The 20,277-nt window shown below is 37.8% G+C and carries 15 protein-coding genes; 5 read left to right on the forward strand and 10 right to left on the reverse strand.

What is annotated here, in order from left to right:
• Nucleotides 1-95: 95 nt before the first annotated feature.
• Nucleotides 96-1,505, forward strand: coding sequence for an MBL fold metallo-hydrolase (locus tag IPM48_10810; GenBank protein ID MBK9272075.1), 1,410 nt, complete (start codon nucleotides 96-98; stop codon nucleotides 1,503-1,505).
• Between the two features lie 103 nt (nucleotides 1,506-1,608).
• Nucleotides 1,609-1,923: a rhodanese-like domain-containing protein gene (locus IPM48_10815; protein MBK9272076.1), complete on the forward strand. Its 315-nt coding sequence runs from the start codon at nucleotides 1,609-1,611 to the stop codon at nucleotides 1,921-1,923.
• Between the two features lie 27 nt (nucleotides 1,924-1,950).
• On the opposite strand, the gene IPM48_10820 is transcribed toward IPM48_10815, so the two are convergent.
• Nucleotides 1,951-4,392 (reverse strand): CotH kinase family protein, encoded by a 2,442-nt coding sequence (locus tag IPM48_10820; GenBank protein MBK9272077.1) that lies wholly within the window; start codon nucleotides 4,390-4,392, stop codon nucleotides 1,951-1,953.
• 246 nt (nucleotides 4,393-4,638) lie between these two features.
• Here IPM48_10820 and IPM48_10825 point away from each other — a divergent pair, with 246 nt between their 5' ends.
• The 3 genes from IPM48_10825 to IPM48_10835 all read left to right on the forward strand — a co-directional run bounded on the left by IPM48_10825 (nucleotide 4,639) and on the right by IPM48_10835 (nucleotide 7,176).
• Nucleotides 4,639-5,304, forward strand: coding sequence for a PorT family protein (locus IPM48_10825; GenBank protein MBK9272078.1), 666 nt, complete (start codon nucleotides 4,639-4,641; stop codon nucleotides 5,302-5,304).
• 26 nt (nucleotides 5,305-5,330) lie between these two features.
• On the forward strand, nucleotides 5,331-6,299 hold the full coding sequence (locus IPM48_10830) for a threonylcarbamoyl-AMP synthase (protein ID MBK9272079.1): 969 nt from the start codon (nucleotides 5,331-5,333) through the stop codon (nucleotides 6,297-6,299).
• 181 nt (nucleotides 6,300-6,480) lie between these two features.
• On the forward strand, nucleotides 6,481-7,176 hold the full coding sequence (locus IPM48_10835; GenBank protein ID MBK9272080.1) for a response regulator transcription factor: 696 nt from the start codon (nucleotides 6,481-6,483) through the stop codon (nucleotides 7,174-7,176).
• A gap of 743 nt (nucleotides 7,177-7,919) precedes the next feature.
• Here the strand turns inward: IPM48_10835 and IPM48_10840 are convergent.
• The 9 genes from IPM48_10840 to IPM48_10880 form a co-directional block, all read right to left on the reverse strand.
• On the reverse strand, nucleotides 7,920-8,267 hold the full coding sequence (locus tag IPM48_10840) for an Hpt domain-containing protein (GenBank protein ID MBK9272081.1): 348 nt from the start codon (nucleotides 8,265-8,267) through the stop codon (nucleotides 7,920-7,922).
• Entirely contained in the window at nucleotides 8,264-11,755 is a 3,492-nt protein-coding gene (locus IPM48_10845; protein ID MBK9272082.1) for a response regulator, read from the reverse strand. Before IPM48_10845 ends, IPM48_10840 begins: the two co-directional genes overlap by 4 nt.
• 319 nt (nucleotides 11,756-12,074) lie before the next feature.
• Nucleotides 12,075-13,094 carry a hypothetical protein gene (locus IPM48_10850; GenBank protein ID MBK9272083.1) on the reverse strand — a complete coding sequence of 340 codons (1,020 nt, stop codon included), beginning with the start codon at nucleotides 13,092-13,094 and terminating at the stop codon, nucleotides 12,075-12,077.
• A gap of 26 nt (nucleotides 13,095-13,120) precedes the next feature.
• Nucleotides 13,121-13,738, reverse strand: a complete 618-nt coding sequence (locus tag IPM48_10855; GenBank protein MBK9272084.1) for an outer membrane beta-barrel protein — start codon at nucleotides 13,736-13,738, stop codon at nucleotides 13,121-13,123.
• 17 nt (nucleotides 13,739-13,755) lie between these two features.
• Entirely contained in the window at nucleotides 13,756-14,271 is a 516-nt protein-coding gene (locus IPM48_10860; protein ID MBK9272085.1) for a T9SS type A sorting domain-containing protein, read from the reverse strand.
• 659 nt (nucleotides 14,272-14,930) lie between these two features.
• Nucleotides 14,931-16,691 (reverse strand): sensor histidine kinase, encoded by a 1,761-nt coding sequence (locus tag IPM48_10865; protein ID MBK9272086.1) that lies wholly within the window; start codon nucleotides 16,689-16,691, stop codon nucleotides 14,931-14,933.
• 80 nt (nucleotides 16,692-16,771) lie between these two features.
• Nucleotides 16,772-17,416 carry a response regulator transcription factor gene (locus IPM48_10870; protein ID MBK9272087.1) on the reverse strand — a complete coding sequence of 215 codons (645 nt, stop codon included), beginning with the start codon at nucleotides 17,414-17,416 and terminating at the stop codon, nucleotides 16,772-16,774.
• Nucleotides 17,417-17,529: 113 nt separating this feature from the next.
• On the reverse strand, nucleotides 17,530-18,252 hold the full coding sequence (locus IPM48_10875; GenBank protein ID MBK9272088.1) for an RluA family pseudouridine synthase: 723 nt from the start codon (nucleotides 18,250-18,252) through the stop codon (nucleotides 17,530-17,532).
• The gene (locus IPM48_10880; protein ID MBK9272089.1) at nucleotides 18,249-20,258 is read right to left on the reverse strand and encodes a bifunctional riboflavin kinase/FAD synthetase; all 2,010 of its coding nucleotides are present in this window, start codon (nucleotides 20,256-20,258) and stop codon (nucleotides 18,249-18,251) included. The genes IPM48_10875 and IPM48_10880 overlap by 4 nt, the downstream gene beginning before the upstream one ends.
• Nucleotides 20,259-20,277 lie beyond the last annotated feature (19 nt).

Genomic DNA, 20,277 nt, shown 5'->3' on the forward strand with positions numbered 1-20,277 from the left:
TATAGATGGGGTTTTTGACTGAATATGTAAGTTTTGTTACAGAACAAATCTTTAATTAGTCCGAACTTTGTGGTATCAAATAATAAGCACAATTTATGAAAGTAGAACAAATATATACGGGATGCCTGGCACAAGGAGCCTATTATATTGTCTCAGAAGGAGAGGCAGCCATTATCGATCCTTTGCGGGAGATTCAACCATATCTTGACCGAATCAAAAAAGATGGAGTTAGGCTTAAATATGTATTTGAGACCCATTTTCATGCCGATTTTGTCTCCGGGCACCTTGATCTTAAGCGAAAAACGAATGCGGAAATCGTTTATGGTCCGAATGCTGAATGTGAGTTTGAGTGCATTTCTGCCGTAGATGGTCAGATTTTTGAACTTGGCAAAGTAAAATTTAAAGTACTTCATACTCCCGGGCACACCATGGAGAGTACATGCTTTTTATTAATTGATGAGAACAATAAGAATCACGCTATTTTTTCAGGCGATACTTTGTTTCTTGGAGATGTGGGCAGACCAGATTTGGCTCAAAAGGCCAGTAGCATGAGCCAGGAAGATTTGGCTGGAATGCTTTATGATAGTCTGATGACTAAGATCATACCCCTGGAAGATGATGTCATTGTCTATCCTGCACATGGAGCAGGAAGTGCCTGTGGAAAAAATATGATGAAGGAAACGGTGGACAGCTTAGGTAATCAGAAGAAGGTCAATTACGCACTCAATCAGCCGGACAGGGACACATTTATTAAGGAAGTGACTGCAGGTTTGTTGCCTCCGCCCGGGTATTTTGGAGCAAATGTCAGCATGAATAAGAAGGGTTATGAAAATGTGGAAGATGTGATTCACAGAGGCCTTACTCCATTAAATCCTGAAGAATTTGAACGATTGGCTGAATCCAGTTCAGCTTTGATCTTGGATACAAGAGATGCTGCATTATTTTATCAAAAATTTATTCCTCAATCCATTAATATCGGATTAAAAGGTGACTTTGCCCCTTGGGTTGGATCAATGATTGTGGATGTAAAGCAAGCTATTTTATTGGTAGCAGAAGAAGGTACCGAAGAAGAAGCTTTGATTCGGTTGAGCAGAGTCGGTTTTGACCATGTTTTGGGCTATCTCAAAGGAGGGATTCAGAGCTGGGAAGCAGCAGGGAAGGAACTGGATCGTATAGATCGGATTGGGGCCGAATCATTTAAAAATTTATATCAAGAAAGACATCCAGTTGTACTTGATGTCAGAAAAGAGTCAGAATATGACGCCGAGCATGTAGAGGGAAGTATAAACAAGCCTCTTTCAGAAATTAACGATTGGATACACTTGCTTGATCCAAATATTCACTATTACATTCATTGTGCTGGCGGTTATCGAAGCATGATAGCGGGCAGCATATTGCAGGCCAGGGGATTTAGAAATTTCAGCGAAGTGGAGGGAGGATTCAACGCCATTCGAAAAACAGCTATTCCTGTAACTCAGCTTGCGTGTAAAAGCAAATTAAGTTAGATATCTTTCCATAACGGTATGTGTAGAATTTATGGCGTCCTTGACGTCATATCAGTAGTTATTTGCAATTTAATTTTTTCAAATTTATAAATTTATAATTATCATGGGTATATTGAGTAATTTATTTGGTTTTGGTACAGGAAATACGGATCTGTCCAAAATGATCCAGCTTGGCGCATTTCTGGTGGATGTCAGGACGCAGGCAGAATTTTCAGCAGGGACGTTTAAAGGTGCAGTAAACATTCCACTGGATACTTTGGAGCGCAACATTTCCAAGTTCAAAGGGAAAGAGAACATCATTGTTTTTTGTAGAAGTGGTGCAAGATCAGCTCAGGCTAAGTCCATACTACTACAGCATGGAATTCAAAACGTATTCAATGGTGGTGCCTGGGATGAGCTGGCCAGATTGGTAAAATGAAGAACAAACTTAGAAAGCCGAGATCTTTTAACGGATAATCAATAACTTCTTAGGGTTTCTTCGGGATAGTTGCAAGAAATAAATTCCATTTGAGAGAGCCTCGACATTCAGCTCTTTGTAGTTGACACCCTGATTGGTTTTTATGGGGTGGCTTGAATAAATTTTGCCAGAGATGTCTGAAAAGCTTATTTGTTCCTGTTGATCACTATCCGAGTAGTATTCCAGATAAATGGTATGATTTGCTGGATTTGGATAAACGGAATAGGTATCTTCATTGTGTGCCAACTGGTAAACAGCCTGGATTTTCATCTCATTGATTGGAAAAATATTTAAAGGGGATGAAAAGCTTGTATCCTTCCCTATGAGCCAGTAGGCAAATCTATAGCCAGGCTTTCGGGTGGCATTCAACTGAACGGAGTTGCTCGTAAAATATTGGCCTGAAAATGGAAAATCATTTAAAGTCAAGGAATTTAGCTGTATGACACCCGCATCTTTTGGCAATGTTTCAACTGTAATGGTACATAGCGAATCTTGTTTCATTTCCTTCCTGATATGCTCAAAAGCAAATTCTGGTCGGAAAGTGATGTAAGTTCTAAGCTTCGTATTTAATTCGTTCTTCCATTCGCCTACATTCGAACCCCATTTGTTGAAGTGAGCATGCATGGCTGATTCGAGGAATAACTCAAGACTATCTAAAACTGCCATCATTTTGGATGGTCGAAATGAAGTATTGATTAAATCAGCATATCGATTGATAAAATAATTTTTGAAAGAGTCATTTTTTAGCAGCGCTTTGAATATCGAGATGTGTTTGTTGTGGTCTGCCACAGGCCCGAGAATTCTGCCTAAGTTACTCTCGGTGTGTGCTGCCCATGGAAATGCATTGAGACATACGTCAGAATCATAAAACAAGTAATTCCATTTTCCCTGATCCTTTTTTCTCCAATACTTGACATTGTTGTTGGGCCAATCCCAATTGTTGAAATAAGTCTCAGCAATCAGATAATCACAAAAACCGGGGATGTCCAGAAATTTCTCTGTAAATTCATAATTTTCTTTCTTGCTTAAGTCATGCGTGACAATGTAATGATACAGAGAATCAAAAGCCATTCGATCTCCCGTTATTATCAAACTGTCGTCCTCCAGGAAGTCAATTTGCTCTGGCAGTAGTTTGTATTTTGCAAGAGGGTAATAGGAATCGAGTTTTTCCCTGACCTCCATGAGACCATAAAATTCACCATTTATATATACAATAACAGGTTGATACCCATTGGCAATTACATTTAATTTTTGACTGTTTATATAATGGCATAAATATCCATCTCTCAAATGTGCTTTGTTAAAATCACTTCCGGAGTTTCTCAAAACAATTCTTTTAAATAGATCAGACTCAGGTAGAGAAGGAAAGAAGGGGAAATTGATCAGGGCTTGTCTGTATTTTTCTTTTGCATAAATCCTCATTGGTTTCATTGCCTGAGTTCTGGTTGATTTTCCGCCATGAACGGCAATGTCAAACCTTCCTTCAAAAATTATTTCCCCAAGATTTGAAAAATAACTAATATGGGCTGGTATCTCCTTCTCGGACCAAAAGTTGGCCCCATAATAGGGATATTCAGAAGAGGCATTTGGGCCTGACATAAAAATACCTGTTGTACTGTCAAAAAGTAACTTTGAATCAACAGACAAATAAAGCAAGGGCATCCGGTAAGTTGCGGTGTCCATGTGAAAACTTGAATGAACGATGTCTGAGCTCAATCGTGTATGATTATAAGCGATGGCTTTGACAGTCATGCTTTGATTCACCAGAATGGGACTATGATAAATTAATGATTGATCCGTAGGATCTGTCCCATCGGTTGTATAATATATTTTAATTCCTGCCTGAGTTGAGTTTAATTCTACTTCAATTGGCTGATGGTAAAAACCTGATGGTAAACTAAACTTAGGGTTTTGAACTTCGCAACTTTGGGATTCTTCATTCGATTCATTTTTTTCAAGTGGGGTAGCCTGACCAGAACAAAACCATTGTCCCATCATGTCAGAAACATAAGTGTGATCAACAGGAATAGGCCCAAATTGTAAGGAATCGATCCATCCCTTTTCATTCGACCAAAGTCCAAGAAATTCTCCATCTTTGGAAAGACTAAAATTGGTATGCCATTGTGAGGATACAATTCCATCTTTTCCGGAAGCAAAAAAGAGATGGAAGGATTGAGGAGGCATGCTTATCGCGGGTATGGCCCATTTATTTGGCTTATCCGGATTGTCCGTCAGAAAAAGGTTTTTGATGGTCAAGAAGTTTGAAGAGGAATTGTAAATTTCAATCCAATCCTCATATTTGAATGAGGCATCCGGCAACAGGGTTTGATTGTCAGGACAAAATTCTGATAATCTGATTTGCGCAAACGACCCATTCAATATCATTGACCCGAGAAGAAGTCTGATAAATGGCTTCCACAGATTGTTCATTGTGCATTTTGTTGCAACCACAGATCTCATTACAACGCTTAAAATGGATAAATTGATTACATTTATTTGCCTTTGGCATGGATTAAAGTTATTAGTTTTGTCATTGAATTTTATATTTTGCTTGTTTTCAATGCTTTAATTTTTATTTCGGGGAAAGATATTCTGCCTTATGCCAAATTTAAAAGAAATGTGTAACAGCGAATTCAATTCGTCAGGGCTCTTGTATTAATATTGAATGATAAAGGGATGGTGAAGTTTTTCCAAAATATACTGGTTTTAATTTTATTGATTGGTGTTGTCGATTTCGGTCACTCACAATATGCAATTGGATTGAGGGGCGGTGCAGTCATTTCCCGTTTCCAGTTTTCTGATCCGATAACTGAGTTGGGGGTTCAATATAGAACCCACTTCCAGGTAGCAGTTCCCCTTCAAATACAATTAAATTCACGCTTGTACTTACAGTTTGAAGCACAGTTTATTCAGAAAGGAGTCCGCCTTTTTTTTAGGGACCAGGTGGACTTTTATGACTATCGGATCAATACACAATTGATTGAATTTCCAGTATTGTTAAAGATGAATTTTAGTAGTTGGGACTCCAAATTGTTTTTATTTGGAGGACCAGGCATGGCTTATTATATGACAGGTAAATACAGAGAATATTACTCAGAAAAAGACGAAATATTTGATATCAGAAACCGGGTCGATTACAAAGGGGTCAATCGGTGGGATATCATCTTGCAGCTAGGTGGAGAATTCGCCTGGACCCTCTTTAGAGATTGGGAAATGTTTTTAGATGCAAGGTATCATTTTGGTTTTATCAATTTTGATTATTTGGCGATCGGACCATTGGATGAAGTCCATTCAAGAAGTATTTCCTTGAGTATTGGTGTAAAGAAATTATGGGAAAATTGAATTGGTAAAAATTCAGAGAACTCAGGATGCAGACGATAATTGGTAAAGACGTTGTAAAATCAGCTCAATTGTTAAGAGAAGGAAACGTAATTGCGATACCCACCGAAACAGTTTATGGTCTTGCTGGAAATGCATTAAACAGCAAAGTGGTCAGTCAGATATTCAACATAAAGGGAAGGCCAATCACCAATCCCTTGATTTTACATGTCAACAGCGTTGATCAAGCCAAGTTGTACAGTTCTGAATGGCCTGAATGGGCAGAAATACTTTCGATGGAATTTTGGCCCGGACCTTTGACTCTTTTGCTAAAAAAGACTGGATTAATCAATGATCAACTGACTTCTGGCTCTGATCGGGTAGCCATCAGAATACCCGCTCATTCCATGACCAGAGAATTATTGTCGATGCTTGATTTTCCTTTGGCGGCGCCAAGTGCAAATCCATTTACTTACATCAGTCCAACCACAGCAGAGCATGTTTTGAAACAACTCGGTGGTAAAATTCCGTATATTTTAGATGGAGGTCCATGTAAGAAAGGACTTGAGTCCACCATCGTCGGAATGGAAGAAGGTCAGATATATATATACAGAGAGGGCGCTGTCACCGCTGAGCAAATTTCTAAATGGTTGGGGCCTATCAAAATAAAGGTTAAGAATGATGAAGATAAATCGACTGAAGCTCCTGGAATGTTGCAAAAGCATTATTCTCCGTATACCAGATTATTAGTTACAGAGGATGCAATCTCATGGAAAGAATTGGGACATGAAAAAAAGCTTGGTTTTGTGTTATACAACAGCCCTGCTTATTTATTTGAGGAATTTCCTTGCGTTGTCCTTTCACACACCAAAGATCCGGATGAGGCTGCTTCCAATTTGTATGCAGCATTGCATGCACTGGATGCAATGGGTTTGGATCTGATCATCGCAGAACTTATGCCCGCAGAGGGAATTGGCAGGGCAATCAACGACCGTTTGAGGAGAGCTGCTAATTCATAAAACAAGGTGGAGCCCAAAATACGCCTGCAGTGGCAAGAGCTTGAAAAATTTTTAGACCCAATCTTGAATGAGGTAGTTCATTGAAGACCTTGGTGTTTATGGATTTAAGTTATTGTATTTATATTTGCAGGGTTTCATTTTGTAAGGATGACTTTGTGTTTTTTAAAATTGAAATTGTTAGATGAATACGGAGTATAGAGTCTTATTGGTGGATGATGATCGCACTTTAAGTCCTTTGGTAAAAGAATATTTACAGGCAAAATCTTACCAATGTGATTTGTTTCACAATGGATTTGAAGCCTTGAAATTTCTCCATGAAAATTCGGTGGACATTTGTGTGTTGGATATCAAAATGCCATTAAAGGATGGCTTTGAATTGGCCAGAGATATTAGAATTTTACTCCCGGAGGTCCCTTTCTTATTTCTTACTGGCGAGACGGATAAAGAGGATCGCATTAAAGGATTGGAGGCTGGGGCGGATGATTACATCATTAAGCCTTTCAGTATGCAGGAACTCGAATTAAGGATTCGGGCAGTTTTGCGAAGATACCTTGGACACCATAAACCAAAATCTGATAGCCTAATTTATCAAATTGGCATCTACCGATTCAATCCTTCCAGTAGGGAGTTAAAAAATGAGCAATCCATCAGAAAACTCAGCGCCATTGAAGCAAAATTATTGAACTTATTTTGTCAGTCAGAAGATTGGATTATTGATCGTGAAGTGGCATTAAAACGGATCTGGTCTGATGAAAATAATTTTCGCGAGAGAAGTTTGAATGTTTATGTCAGTAAGCTTAGAAATTATCTTAAGGAGGATCCTTCCATAGAGATTATGAACATTCATGGTTCAGGATATAAGCTTTATTTTAAATAGTCGTTCACAATTGTCCAAAATAATTTTTACAAATCAACATTCCCACTTTTTGTCGCGCAAAAAGTGGACAAAAACGCAGCCTTTTCTAAGGCGGCATCTTCCTTGGTTCTATTGGGCTTAATTTGGTTCATTTTGCAAAGTTCTCTGTTGGGACAGATTTTGGGCGCTGTATATTGACGCTCCATAATGTCATTTCATTTGGATGGTATGTTTGATGGGTGCATCATATTAGTTTCAGTTAAAGGAGCGACAATATAAGGCGCTATTTCCAAAATCTGTCCTTCTTGGGCCGCTGACGAAAAGGCTCTTAATATTAATCAATATTTAGATTGAAATATCAGGAAGAATGATGGTTTTCAAGCATTTCAATGCGGCCTAGGGCTCCGTAGCTCGGGTACCCAACCAGTGAATTTCGCGGTCATGCTAAAAACTGTCTGAGCCCAACGGAGGAGCTACCCACAATGACGGAGTTTGCGAAGCGAGGATTGGGGAGCACAGTAGGAGAGGTAGAGGCGAGTTTTTTTAGCATAGCGAAAGAGCTGCAGTTGGGTGAGCGAGGAGTCCAGCCGCGAGTTTTCTTTGGTTTCTTTCTTTTGACGACCAAAAGAAAGTAACATGCATATAGTATGAAAAACATAAAATATTTTTTAAATTACAATAGTTGTTATGGAGGTTCAATTTTAAAATATCGTTACAAAATTTGTATACACTTGTAAATCAATAGCCATATTCTCAAATTGAAATTATTTTGGACAGATGTGATAGTCGTTTTTTATTAATTCGGTGATTGAATTAATTTTTTCTTTTAACTGAAAACTTAATTCCAAGATTTGACCATGCGCGTCAAAGTGATTTGAATCAGTTTGTTTTTCTAAAGTGTAAGCCATATTAACCGCATCAACATCCTGAAGATATGCCAATTGTGTTTTTAAACTGTGTGCTTCAATAGAAGCTTTTTTAAATTCTTCATTTTGAATGTGCGAGATGAGTTTTTCCAGTTGCCGTGGTGCTTCATTGTTAAAATTATAGAGAAATTTATGAACAAGTTCTTCATCGCCAAATAAATTTTGCAATAAACTTAAATCAATCACGGTTCCAGTTGTTTTTTAAGTTTATAAAATAAATCAACGGGGTCGATGGGTTTGGTGACAGTATCATTCATACCGCTATCCAGGCATTCTGTTATTTGTTGAGAGATGGCGTTGGCAGTGAGGCCGATAATGGGTATGGATTGGGCTTTTTGGCGATGGTCTTTTCTGATAAGTTTGGTGGCCATAATTCCATCCATAACAGGCATTTTAACATCCATAAGAATTAGATCGTAAATGTTGTTATTTAGTTTTTCAATGGCGATTTGGCCGTTCTCCGCGAGGTCCACCACCGTTCCAGGCATGTGCTTTTTAATTAATTCAATCGCCACCAATTGATTTATTGGACTATCTTCCACCAAGAGTAGCTTATAACTATTTTTGAAGACGAGTTTTTGAGTTTCTCCTATCGATTGGGTCTCATTGGCTTTCGCCTCCATATGGATGGAAAAGAAAAACTCAGAGCCCTCACCATGCTTTGATTTTACGGTGAGTTTACCGCCGAGAATTTCTACCAGATGCTTGGAAATAGACAGGCCAAGACCAGTACCCTGATTGCCAATAATTTCTTTTTCATGAATTTGTTCGAAGCTTTCAAAGATGGTGTCAAGTTTCGCGGCAGGGATACCAATCCCCGTGTCTTTTACTTTGAAGTTTATTTGATAAGTACCATTTTTATTTTGAATGGATCGTACATCCAAAAGCACGCTGCCTGTATCCGTGAATTTGATGGCATTGTTGATGAGGTTGGTGAGAATTTGAAACAATCTGACTGGATCGCTCTTTAAAACATTGGGAATCTGTTCTGAAATCTGAATTTGGAACAAAAGATTTTTCTCTTGTGCTTTGGCAGATAATAAAGTATTAATTTGATCCAACAAATTTCGAATGTTGAAGTATTTTAGAACAATGGAATATTTTCCACTTTCGATTTTTACCTGATCCAAAATATCGTTGACAATGAAGAGCAGGTTTTCGCAGGATAATTGAATCGCATTTAGGTATTGTTTCTGTTTTTTATCAAGGTCTGTATCGAGTAGTAATTTGTTGAGTCCAATGATGGCATTCATTGGTGTTCTAATTTCGTGACTCATGTTTGCCATAAACATGGTTTTGTATTTTGCCGTTTTTTCAATTAGCTCATTTTTCTTTTTAAGTTCCAGGGATTTTTGATTAATTCTATAATAGATTGAAATCAAAAGTATTGAAAGGCCAAGCAGTGTTCCATAGAATAAGTTGGTCATATAGAAAGGAGCTGTTACTTCTATCTCCAACCTTATTGGATTTTTTGATTTTACACCATCTTCAGTCATGGCGTAAGCCTGAAAGATATAGTTACCAGGTTTTAAATTCGTATAGATGACCTCTCTTTTGTTTTCATTGTTTATATATGCCTCATCAAAGCTTTCAAGTTTATAATAATAGCTGATCGATGATTGCCTGATGAAATGATTGGATGCAAATTTGATGGAAAGGGACTTATCATGAAAATCGATTTTGATTTTATCAACAAATTCAGGAGCCAATTCTGTTGGATATGGCTTGTTGAGTACTTTTATTTCTGTGAGGTATATGGCGGGAGAACTTGTATCTTTTTTGAAATGGTCAGGCTCTACAATGGCAAGTCCATTAGACATACAAAAGTAAATTTGACTTCCATTGTATGAATACGATTTTTGATTAAACAATCCCTTTCCGTCTATTAAGGAGTATTTATTTAAGTAAGCATTCATTGGTTCATATTTATACAGTGTACTTCCAGCTCCAATCCATAAGTTTCCATATTGGTCAGTCTCCATGCTGTTGGTAAACTTTGGCAAATAAAATAAAGTATCTGACCTTTGGATTGAGCGGGTATTCAGATTGTACTGATATACATAGTGAGTGGTGCCTACCCAAATTGTGGAATCCAATGCTGTTATTTTTGTAATATTGCCCTCAATATTTTGATTATTTTCATTCGTAAGAATGTCTAAATTGTTTGAACTGGGTTGATACCTGCATAATTTCTTATTCAATACAAAATATATTTCACCGCTGTTCGATTGACATAGTTTGGATATTCTTCCAATATTCAAATTGTTATTTAGTTTTGAAGGTGCAATTAATTTATTGATTTTGGTTTTTGTATTATAAAAGTGAATGCCTTCTTTGGAAGGTACAATGATTTGATCGGAATTAAATTGATCAGGAATTATAAAATTGTAGCTTAAATCTTTAAAAAACGCCGCATGGTCCAATTCTTCCATGGTGAACAAGCCTGGATTAAATTTATAAAGACCATAGTGGTATCTTGTGCAATATATATTCCCTTTAGTGTCTCTGAATAAATTGCTTAGTTCCTGGTATCCTTTTTGTTTGTTTGGTGAAAAAGAAATTTCTTCTTTGAATTTCATATTTTTATCTATAAAATATAGTCCTTTTAGTGTGTTGACAAAGAAATTTCCCATCGAATCATCACAAGCCATAAGGACAGAATTTTGAATGTTGTTTTTGCCTTTTGCGATCTGGACTAACTTGTAGGGATTGCTGTGATGGGGCAACATCGCAAGACCGTTGAATAAGCCCACCCAAATATTTTGATCTCTGTCCAGGAATAAGGAGTAGACATTATCCCCTTGGAGTCCGTCTGGATCAGACGGATTGTATTTATAATGCTGGATGATTTTTTTGGACTTTGTGTCATAACGTATCAGACCATCGGTGATGGTCCCAATGTTCATCACTCCGTTGGCTTGTCTGAGGATGGAATGAGTACCACCATTTAACACAGCCAGCTTAAGATCTTCAAACTTTTTAGCGTTTTTATCAAATATTGACAGGCCGGAAGAATGGCAAATCCATATTTTTCCATCCGTATCTTCTTCCATACCCAGGACCTCAATGGGTTCTCCGGTCAAAGGATTTTGATAAACATATTGATCAAGTGATTTATGATTCAGATTTACTTTGTAAAGTCCGGTGGTTCCGCCGATCCAAATATCTCCTTGTTGATCTATGCGAATGGATCCACTGTGTCTGCCATGTCTAAATTCCGGATGCAAATAGTGTTCAAAGGTCTCCTTAAGCGGGTCAAAACAGTCGACACCCAACGAATGTACGATCCATATATTTCCCTTGCGATCTTCCGCAATGTCTTTGCAGGAAGAATGTGCCAGCGAAAGTGGATTGTTAGGAGAATGATCATATCGTTTGAACTTTCCCGTTTTCCTGTTAAAGTTGTTAAAACCATTGGATGTGCTGACCCAAAATTGACCTTTTGAATCCTCTAAGAAACAGCTCACCCAGTTTGCTGATAGAGAGTTGCTGTCTTCTTCATTATACACATAACTGGTAAAATCAAAACCATCAAATTTATTTAGTCCACCCATGGTGCTAATCCAGATAAATCCATACCGATCTTGCTTAATGTCAAACACGTGATTTTGAGACAGACCATCATTGTTGTCCTTAAACAACCATTTTTCAAACAAGTGCTGTCCATAGCTCATGTTTGTTGAAACAGACCATCCTAAGATTATCCAAATTCTGTAATAAGTGAGCAAATTTTAATTTTTGATACGGCAAGTTAGCTGGATAATATGATTCAGCATCCATAAGGGTGGATCATCGATGTGTTTTTTTACCATTTTTAATACTTTTATCTTTAAAATTGAGTTCAATCAATGTTTTGTTTGCCCATAACTCGATTTTTTTTAAAGTAAAGTGATTAAGGCATCCGGCTTTTAGAACGAATTTCCCTGAATCTATAAAAAAACCCACCCCTGTTACACAGAAGTGGGTTCGAAAATATTTTAATTAAACCTTATTTTACTCAACAACCCATAACCTTAAATTGGGATTACCAAGATTCACACCTGCTCCGGAAGCATTGAAGATGGAAACTCTGATTTGGTTAGGATTTACAACATAAGCAGAGATATGACATCCCTTTAGATCTGCGTCAATTGAAGCAACGATTATGTTCCCAAAGTTGACGCCCTGTACGTTAATAATGGGAGATAGAAAGGTCTGGTTGTTGCTTATGGTTCCAATATTTATACTTGAAGCAGAAGTGCCACTGGTCGAGATTTCGATGGTTCCGGGACCGTTTTTGACATCAATTCCTTTTCCTGCTGTAATGGTGGAAAGTACCGGAGTTCCGTTTGCTGCACCGATGGGTATCTGGCCATTGGTTGCGACCCCGAGTGAATGAACGCCATTGGTACCCCTTCCTACCATTAAACTATTATTGGTAATGTTTGCCACACCCGTACCTCCATTTCTGACAGGAAGTATGTTGGTGACTTTTTCAGTTAAGTCAATGGTTGAATTGGCAATGTCCTCGTTAAGAATTTCTTGGTTCAGTATTTTAGCGGTTGTAATCGCGTCGTCGGCGATGTCATCTGAATAAAAAGCATAAGGTACAGACATAAACTGTTGATTGCTTACCAAGCGGAAATTGCCGTCATTTCTGCTGGATATCTCCACTTTTAAAAACTGGTCAGCATCTATCCATGGAATGTCCAACAATCGTGTATACAGGCTATTGGTGCTTCTGGTTCCTTTGCCAATGATAAGATTGAACAAACCAAATTTATCCGTGGTGGTGGTATGTGTTTCTTCCCACTGGATCGCCCCATTAAGTCCTTTTGTAATTGAGAATCTCACACCAATGGATTTTTCATACAAAGGCTTTCCTTCGACATCCATTCCAACAATTTCTTTACCAAATTCATCAATGGCGACGGCCTGAAAATAGATGCCATTTAAATCGCCAATGTTTTGCGCCATCAAGCCAAAATTTGTGATGGTGATGCAAATAAATATTGCTTGAATTATTTTTTTCATATCATTTTAGTTTTATGGTGGAATAATTAAAATTTAAATTGCAAACCCAGAGTCAATCCTAGGGCTGTATTGGACGATTTTTGATCTGTGGTTTTTTCTAGATTGCCAAGTCCCAACAAATAGTCAAAAGACACATAAGCTGACATATCATCGGTCAAAACGATTTCAGCACCCGGCGAGAAAATCAATCCTAGATCAGAAGTTTTCATTGATTCTTCTTCAATAATGTTAAAATGATTGTTGTTGAGAACCTGAGATCCCTGAAGCATTTGGGCTAAATAAAATGATACCATCAGGTAAGGACTCACATGGCCTAATTTGTATTTATACCCAATGCCCAGATTTTCTTCAAGATACTTTAAGTTCCAGGAATACTGACTACCATCATAACTAAGGGTCGAGCCGGCATTTCTCATTCCCACGCCTATTCTCAACATAAGACCCATATCGAAATCATACCTGTAGGAAATTCTATATGCCCCGGTATAGATCCCGTTGTATTCCTTATTGAGTTTTTCCCCCTGACTGTCTTTGAATTTAAAATTCGAAAGCAACTGTGATGCATCAATCGTAAGAGATGATTGTGCAAAACCTATAAATGTCCAAAACATGAGGACTACACTAAGCCAAGCATTTTTCTTCATAACATGGTTTATTTAGATTATTTGTGAATAATTAATTGATAAGTTATTGACGCACCTTCGGGATCTGAGATCTGCACAAAATAGTTGCCATTGGGAATGGCCTGTAAGTCCATGGTTTGCACGGTCCAATTTTTCCAAATTTGATGGAGTATTGTTTTTCCAGTCAGATCCGATAAGGTAATCTGAGAAGTTTCATGAATGCATTCTGAGAAAACATGTAACTCCCCCGAAGTTGGATTCGGACTTAGGCGAAAATAAAAATTAGAAAGTTGTTCCTTTGGGAGTTGTTTGATTTTGAGAATTACTGGTTGTTGAAATCCCTGAAACACGGCTTCATTTTGCGAACCAATACCTGCACAGGAATAAACTTGTCCAACGGTGGAACTTAGATAGATTTGTTCCACCGGCCCGGAGGACCCGAGACAAGAAATAGCCTGTCGTTTAAGGGATTGTGATACTAGATTGTGGGAGAGCAAAACCATTGTAGACACAAGGATTGCACTCCAGTGTGGGTTAAATTTTACAAGCTTCATAAAAATGGTTTGTATAGGTAATTTAAATGTGGCACTTACAAAAACATTGGTAATACGCATGAACAATCTTCAAATGGTCGAGTGCAGCTTTTAGAAAACAACAACTTGGAATCGGGAATGGGATTTTTCAAAGCAAAGTTAAAAGAATTCTGCTTTCAAATAGAAATATTCCATTAAAAAAAATAAGATTTAAGACTAAAGAAGTTGTAAGGCATTAAAAAGGGTAAAAAGTTGGAAGATTGCGATTAGAGTTGAGCGAATCCAATGGCAGAGCGCTTATCCAAAAGGGTTTTTGTATCATAAAAAACCCCAGCCTTTTGAGCCGGGGTTTTTATATTTAGTCTTTGGGAATCACCTAACCAAAATTTATATCATGATAAAATCAAACCGTTGTTTCATAAAAGTAACCAGAATGGACTATCGGAAGAGATTTGCATTTCTTTGGCCTTTGGACTTCAAAATGCGTCACTAAGTATTTGTAAATCAATCCCTAACTTATTAACCCGTGTTTACCCTGCCTCCGATAGTCCAGCTTCTGGATCCCATTTTCAATATTTATTCAAGCAATCGATACTCTTTACTTTTAAATTGTATTCGATGATACAAAGGTCAGGATTTGTAAATTGTCATGTCTCAGGGAAAACCCTGATTTTTAAAACTCAGGGTTTTCCCTGAGAAAACGCTTTGTCCAGAGGGATCTGGATCATCACGGAAGTACCTTGATTTGGGCGAGAGTCCACTTCCATTTCCCCATTCAGGTAATTAACCCTTGAGCGAATGTTTTCAAGACCCATTCCGTTCGTTTTCAACTGTGTATCGTACCCAATGCCATCGTCTTCTACCGTAATTTCCAGATCATTTTCGATAATTTGTACTTGAATGAAGATTTCTTTGGCACTTGCATGCTTTATGGCATTGTGTACCAATTCCTGCACAATTCGATAAACCTGGGTTGAATTTTCTGAATTTAGTAGGGGGGTGTCTTCCAGCCCTTTGGTTTGAAGAAAGACATCAGGTCCCTCGTTGTTTTGATATCTGTTGATCAGATCCTTGAGGGCATCCAAAAGTCCCAGATTGTCAAGGGCACTCGGTTTTAAATCATGGGCTATGTTGCGCACTTCTTTACAGGCTACATCAATCAGACCATGGACTTTTTTATACTCGGTAGGTTCCTGGGAAGCCAAATGATCCATGCCCAGTTTGTCAAATCTCAGTTTGATGGCAGACAGCAAGCCCCCCAGACTATCGTGCAGGTCTTTGGCAATGCGTTCTCTCTCTACTTCTTGCCCCCGAATCATGGATTGCATGGTTTGAAGGGTGAGATTGTTTTCCAGTTCTTTTATTTTTTGATGGTTGATTTCTTCGCTTTGTTTTAAGATTATTTCGTTGGCGCTTAATTTTTGCTGGTAAAAAAGGACAATTAAAAATACAGCAATCAGAATAGCTCCAATTCCAAATAGCAATGAGATCATGGTAAAATTAGATCTCCTGGTTTTCAATTCAAACAAGCGCTGACTTTTGGCGAGATCAATCTTCTCCTCTCTGTTTTCTTTTTTGTCAAATTTATCGATGACCCTAAAAATTTCTGCTTGGGTGAGCTGTAAATTTAAGCTGTCATTGATTGAGATGTACTTTAAAAGTTCTTGATTGGCTTCCTTATATAACTCCTGACCTTGCAGGCAGTTATAAATTTTTTGATGCAGTTGTAATTGGTCGGCCAAATAGCCAAGACTGTCAAATATATGGTTGGCAATCTGATAGGCAAGACAGGCTTCAGACAATTGAAGTTTGCGCTCGTAATAATCACCTATGATACGGTAACTCATTCCTTCCAATTCTGATAATTTGGATGCTTTTGCATACTTTAATACTTTACCCAAATTAACAAGGTGGCTGGTGTCCTGAATGCTATCTTTCAAAGCAGTGTTGAGCAATAAGTATTTGTGTCGAAAAAAAGGATTGTTTTTAGTGGCTTTTTCAGATTCAATGGCTCCTATAAAATAGGAAGCCTGTTCTGGATTATTGGCCTTGTATTGTACCATCGCCATCAACAAACAGGTTCTCACCAAATCCTGGCTCATTTTGTTTTGTGCAAAATAAACGTGACAATATTCAAGCGTAGAAATACTTCTGGAATACCAGCCAAGAATCCCATAAAGTTTACCCAGGATAAAGCGGTATTTGTGGACCTGATTTTGGTCGTTTTGATTGTTGTACTTTTGAATTAAAGAAATGGTAGGTTGCAGGGCTTCGAAAAAATTCTGATCTTGAATTAATTGTGCAATTTGCCTGTCAACACTATCAAGGAGTTGGGTGTCCGATGGATTGACCTGATTGTCGGGATAAAATATCCTATAGTCCTGAGATAAAAGATTATTAAATATTATAGAAATAAATAATATAATAATTTTTAACTTCATAGGCTCTGTGCAAAGATATCGACCCCTGATCTCGCCAATCTCAGGGAAAACCATGATTTTTTGAAGAATCGTATGATGTCTTAAATTAATTTTTGTTCGTAAGCAGCGCGGACAAGACCCGCCGAATTTTTCACATTGAGTTTAGAAATCAGACTGCTCCGGTGCGTTTCTACCGTTTTTAAAGAAATGAACAGTGATTTTGCAATGTCGTGTGTGGTATATTCCTTGACGATGAGTTCCAAGACCTCTCTTTCCCTTCTTGTCAATTTGGGATAAATGGCATATTTGCTTTTTTTGGTGTTTTTATCTGAAGAAAGGCCAGCCATAATGGTTTCAGTAATTTCTTTACTAAAGTAAGTTTGACCTTTAGAAACTGTTTCAATGGCTTCAATCAATTCATTGCTGCTGGTGTTTTTCAAAATATAACCAATTGCCCCATTTTTCAGAATCTCAGTAACGATGCTTTTGTCGCTGTACATGGATAAGGTCAAAATGTGAATATTGGGATTTTGATCATTAATGGTTTTACAAAGCTCGATTCCACTCATGTCCGGCAGATTGATGTCCAATAGGAGCACATCAATATTTAAATGGCTGATCGCATCCATCAAATCTTTACCGGAATGGTATTTTGAAATTAAGTCAATATGATTTTCATTGGAGAGAATTGATTCAATTCCATCCACGAACATCATGTGGTCATCCACAATGGCTACTCTGATCATTTTTTTGCTTGAATAAAAAAAATAAGAACTACGGAGTATTCATGAAGATTCACCTTTTTATACAAAAGGTCTGCAGCAAAGATATTGAAATTTAAGGGAACCAAACAAATGATTTACTGCCATTTGTTGAGTTGATTTACAACAGCGCGCATATCCTTGGGCAGGGGGCAATTAAAATGAAATTTCTGGTCGCCAAGATTGAATTCGATCGCGGAAGCATGCAATGCTGTGCGGTGGATCAAATCAGGACCCTCTTCTTCAAACTTTCCCCGATAAACCTTCTTTTTAATATCCTCAATTTTAAGATTGGGCTTGAGTCCGTATAGCGGGTCACCCACAATGGGACAGCCTATATAGGCCAAATGGACCCTGATTTGATGGGTTCTTCCTGTTAATGGTTTACATTCCAATTGGGAAAAGTTTTTCCAGGTCTTTGAAAGTTTATAGAGTGTCTCAGAAGTTTTGCCTTTTGGATGAATGACCATTCTTCCATCATTGGAAGCGGAATGCGCAATAGGCGCCTCAATTAATCCTTCTTCAAATGGTGGAGTACCTTGACAAATGGCAATGTATAATTTATGGATCTGTTGGTTTTCAAATTGCAAATTCAATAATTTATGCGTCTCCGCGTTTTTTGCAAAAATCAAAAGTCCGCTGGTGTCTCGGTCAATTCTGTGAACGACCCAAAGGTTTTGAATTTTTTGAGAAACCATATTGAATGCATTTGGTTTTGCCGGGTCAAATCGATCCGGTATGCTCAATAAACCTGATGCTTTATTGATCACAATAAAGTCTTCGTTTTCAAAAATTATCTCAACAGAATGCTTAGGTATCAATCTTTGTATTGGTTGGGTATGTTTTTGTAGGTTTGGTGGTTGAATAAATAGTAATGCACAAAAAGTGAACCTTTCAACACACCTTTTAGTTTCTCCGGTCCAATTCTAAGCTGGTTGATTTTATAAGAATTGTTTTCTTTTTTTTGAATGAGCCAAAGGGTCGAAAGAATGGACCATACATAAGCTTCTATCACTTTTAAAGTGAGTTGAATTTTACCAGACCACAGATATCTGATACTGATCAAAACATCCAAAATGAGGCGCAGAGGTAGCAATAGAACCAGATACCAATAAGGTGTATTTTTAAAAATTGTACTTAGATTATTTCTGAAATTCAAAAATACTTTTTTGGGATTGCTGTAGTCCAATGTCCCTCCACCTAAATGGAAAACTTTCGATTCTGGTTCATACCAGATTTCACCTCCTGCTCTTTGAATTCTCCAGCAAAGGTCAATTTCTTCCTGGTGGGCAAAATAGTCCCCGTCAAAGCCGCCAATCGCCCTAAACATAGCTGCATTGACTAGAAAAGCGGCTCCGCTTGCCCAGAATATAGGTCTGGCATCGTTGTATTGGCCCGAATCAGCTTCAACAGAATGCATCATCCTTCCTCTGGAAAAAGTATATCCCAGAAGATCAATGAGACCACCGGCAGCGCCGGCATATTCAAATTGGTCTGGATGCCTGGAAGAAAGTATTTTTGGCTGGCAGGCCATAATTCTTGGATTTGACTGAACCCTGCGAATTAATGGACTTATCCAGTCGTTGGTTACCCTAACGTCTGAGTTTAGCAATATAAAATAATCTGCGTTTACCTGCTTAAGTCCCCGGTTGTATCCTTCTGCAAACCCATAGTTTTTGGATAATCTTACAATTTTTATTTCGGGATAACTTTGCTTTACCCAAAGCAAACTTTGGTCTGTTGAAGCATTGTCAATCAGATAAAGTTCGGTATGGTGTGGCAGGTGATCAAATACAGAAGGTAAATATTCCTTTAAGATATTTTCGCCATTGTAATTCAAAATAACAACTGCAATTTTCGGATCCTTCATTTGATTGGTCATGGTAATCATGTACCTGTCCAATACATCATTTATTTTTTGATCATCCCTTTGAATTTGTTCTTTTAACAAAGTAAGATCATCAAATTTCTCATCCTCTCTAATGTAATCTATGATTTCTACCAGCATGTTTTTCTGATAGAGATCTCCATTAAAATCTTTCAAATGAATTTCGATGGATGGCGCCATGTTTGAGCCAAGAGTCGGCCTATTGCCAATGTATAATAGACCTCGGTAAATAACTCCTTCTAAATGAGCAAGAGCAGCATAAATCCCCGAATTGGGAATAAGCTTTGATTTTTCTCCAAGCTCTAGATTTGCAGTCGGGTAACCCAATTTATTTCCTATTTGCATTCCTTTGACGATCTGACCAGAAATCAAATATGGTTTCCCCAACAATTGGGTGACTAGACGAAATTCATTTTTGCGAATGGCATCTCTGATTTGTGTTGAACTAATTTTTTCATACTTCAATTCCTGCTTGCTGATTTCTTTTAATTCAAAATTTCCCTGGGCAGCGTATTTTCGAAGTAACTTGAGGTCCCCTTCGCTATTCATTCCAAACCGGTGATCAAATCCTATCACCAGTGTATGCGGTTTAAATTGTCGAATAATGAAATTTTCAATGTATTCTTCAGCAATTTGCTGAGAAAATTCAAAGTTGAATGGAACCAGGATGACATATTTTAAACTGGTTTCAGACAGAAGTTTTATTTTTTCCTCGGTGGTACTCAGTAAATATGGATGGGTATTTTCCTGATCCAGAATTTTCCTGGGATGGGGATCAAATGTTATCAGAACAGAGTCAGAATTATTTTGTTCGGCCAATTGACAAACCTGATTAACAATCTCACGGTGTCCGAGGTGAAAACCATCAAAGGCTCCTATTGTTATAACAGGATGATTGAAATCCGGAAGTGCATCTTGATTAAGGCGTAAAACTTTCATGTATGATTCTGCAAAAATA

The organism is Saprospiraceae bacterium (genome assembly GCA_016715965.1).
GTDB lineage: Bacteria > Bacteroidota > Bacteroidia > Chitinophagales > Saprospiraceae > Vicinibacter.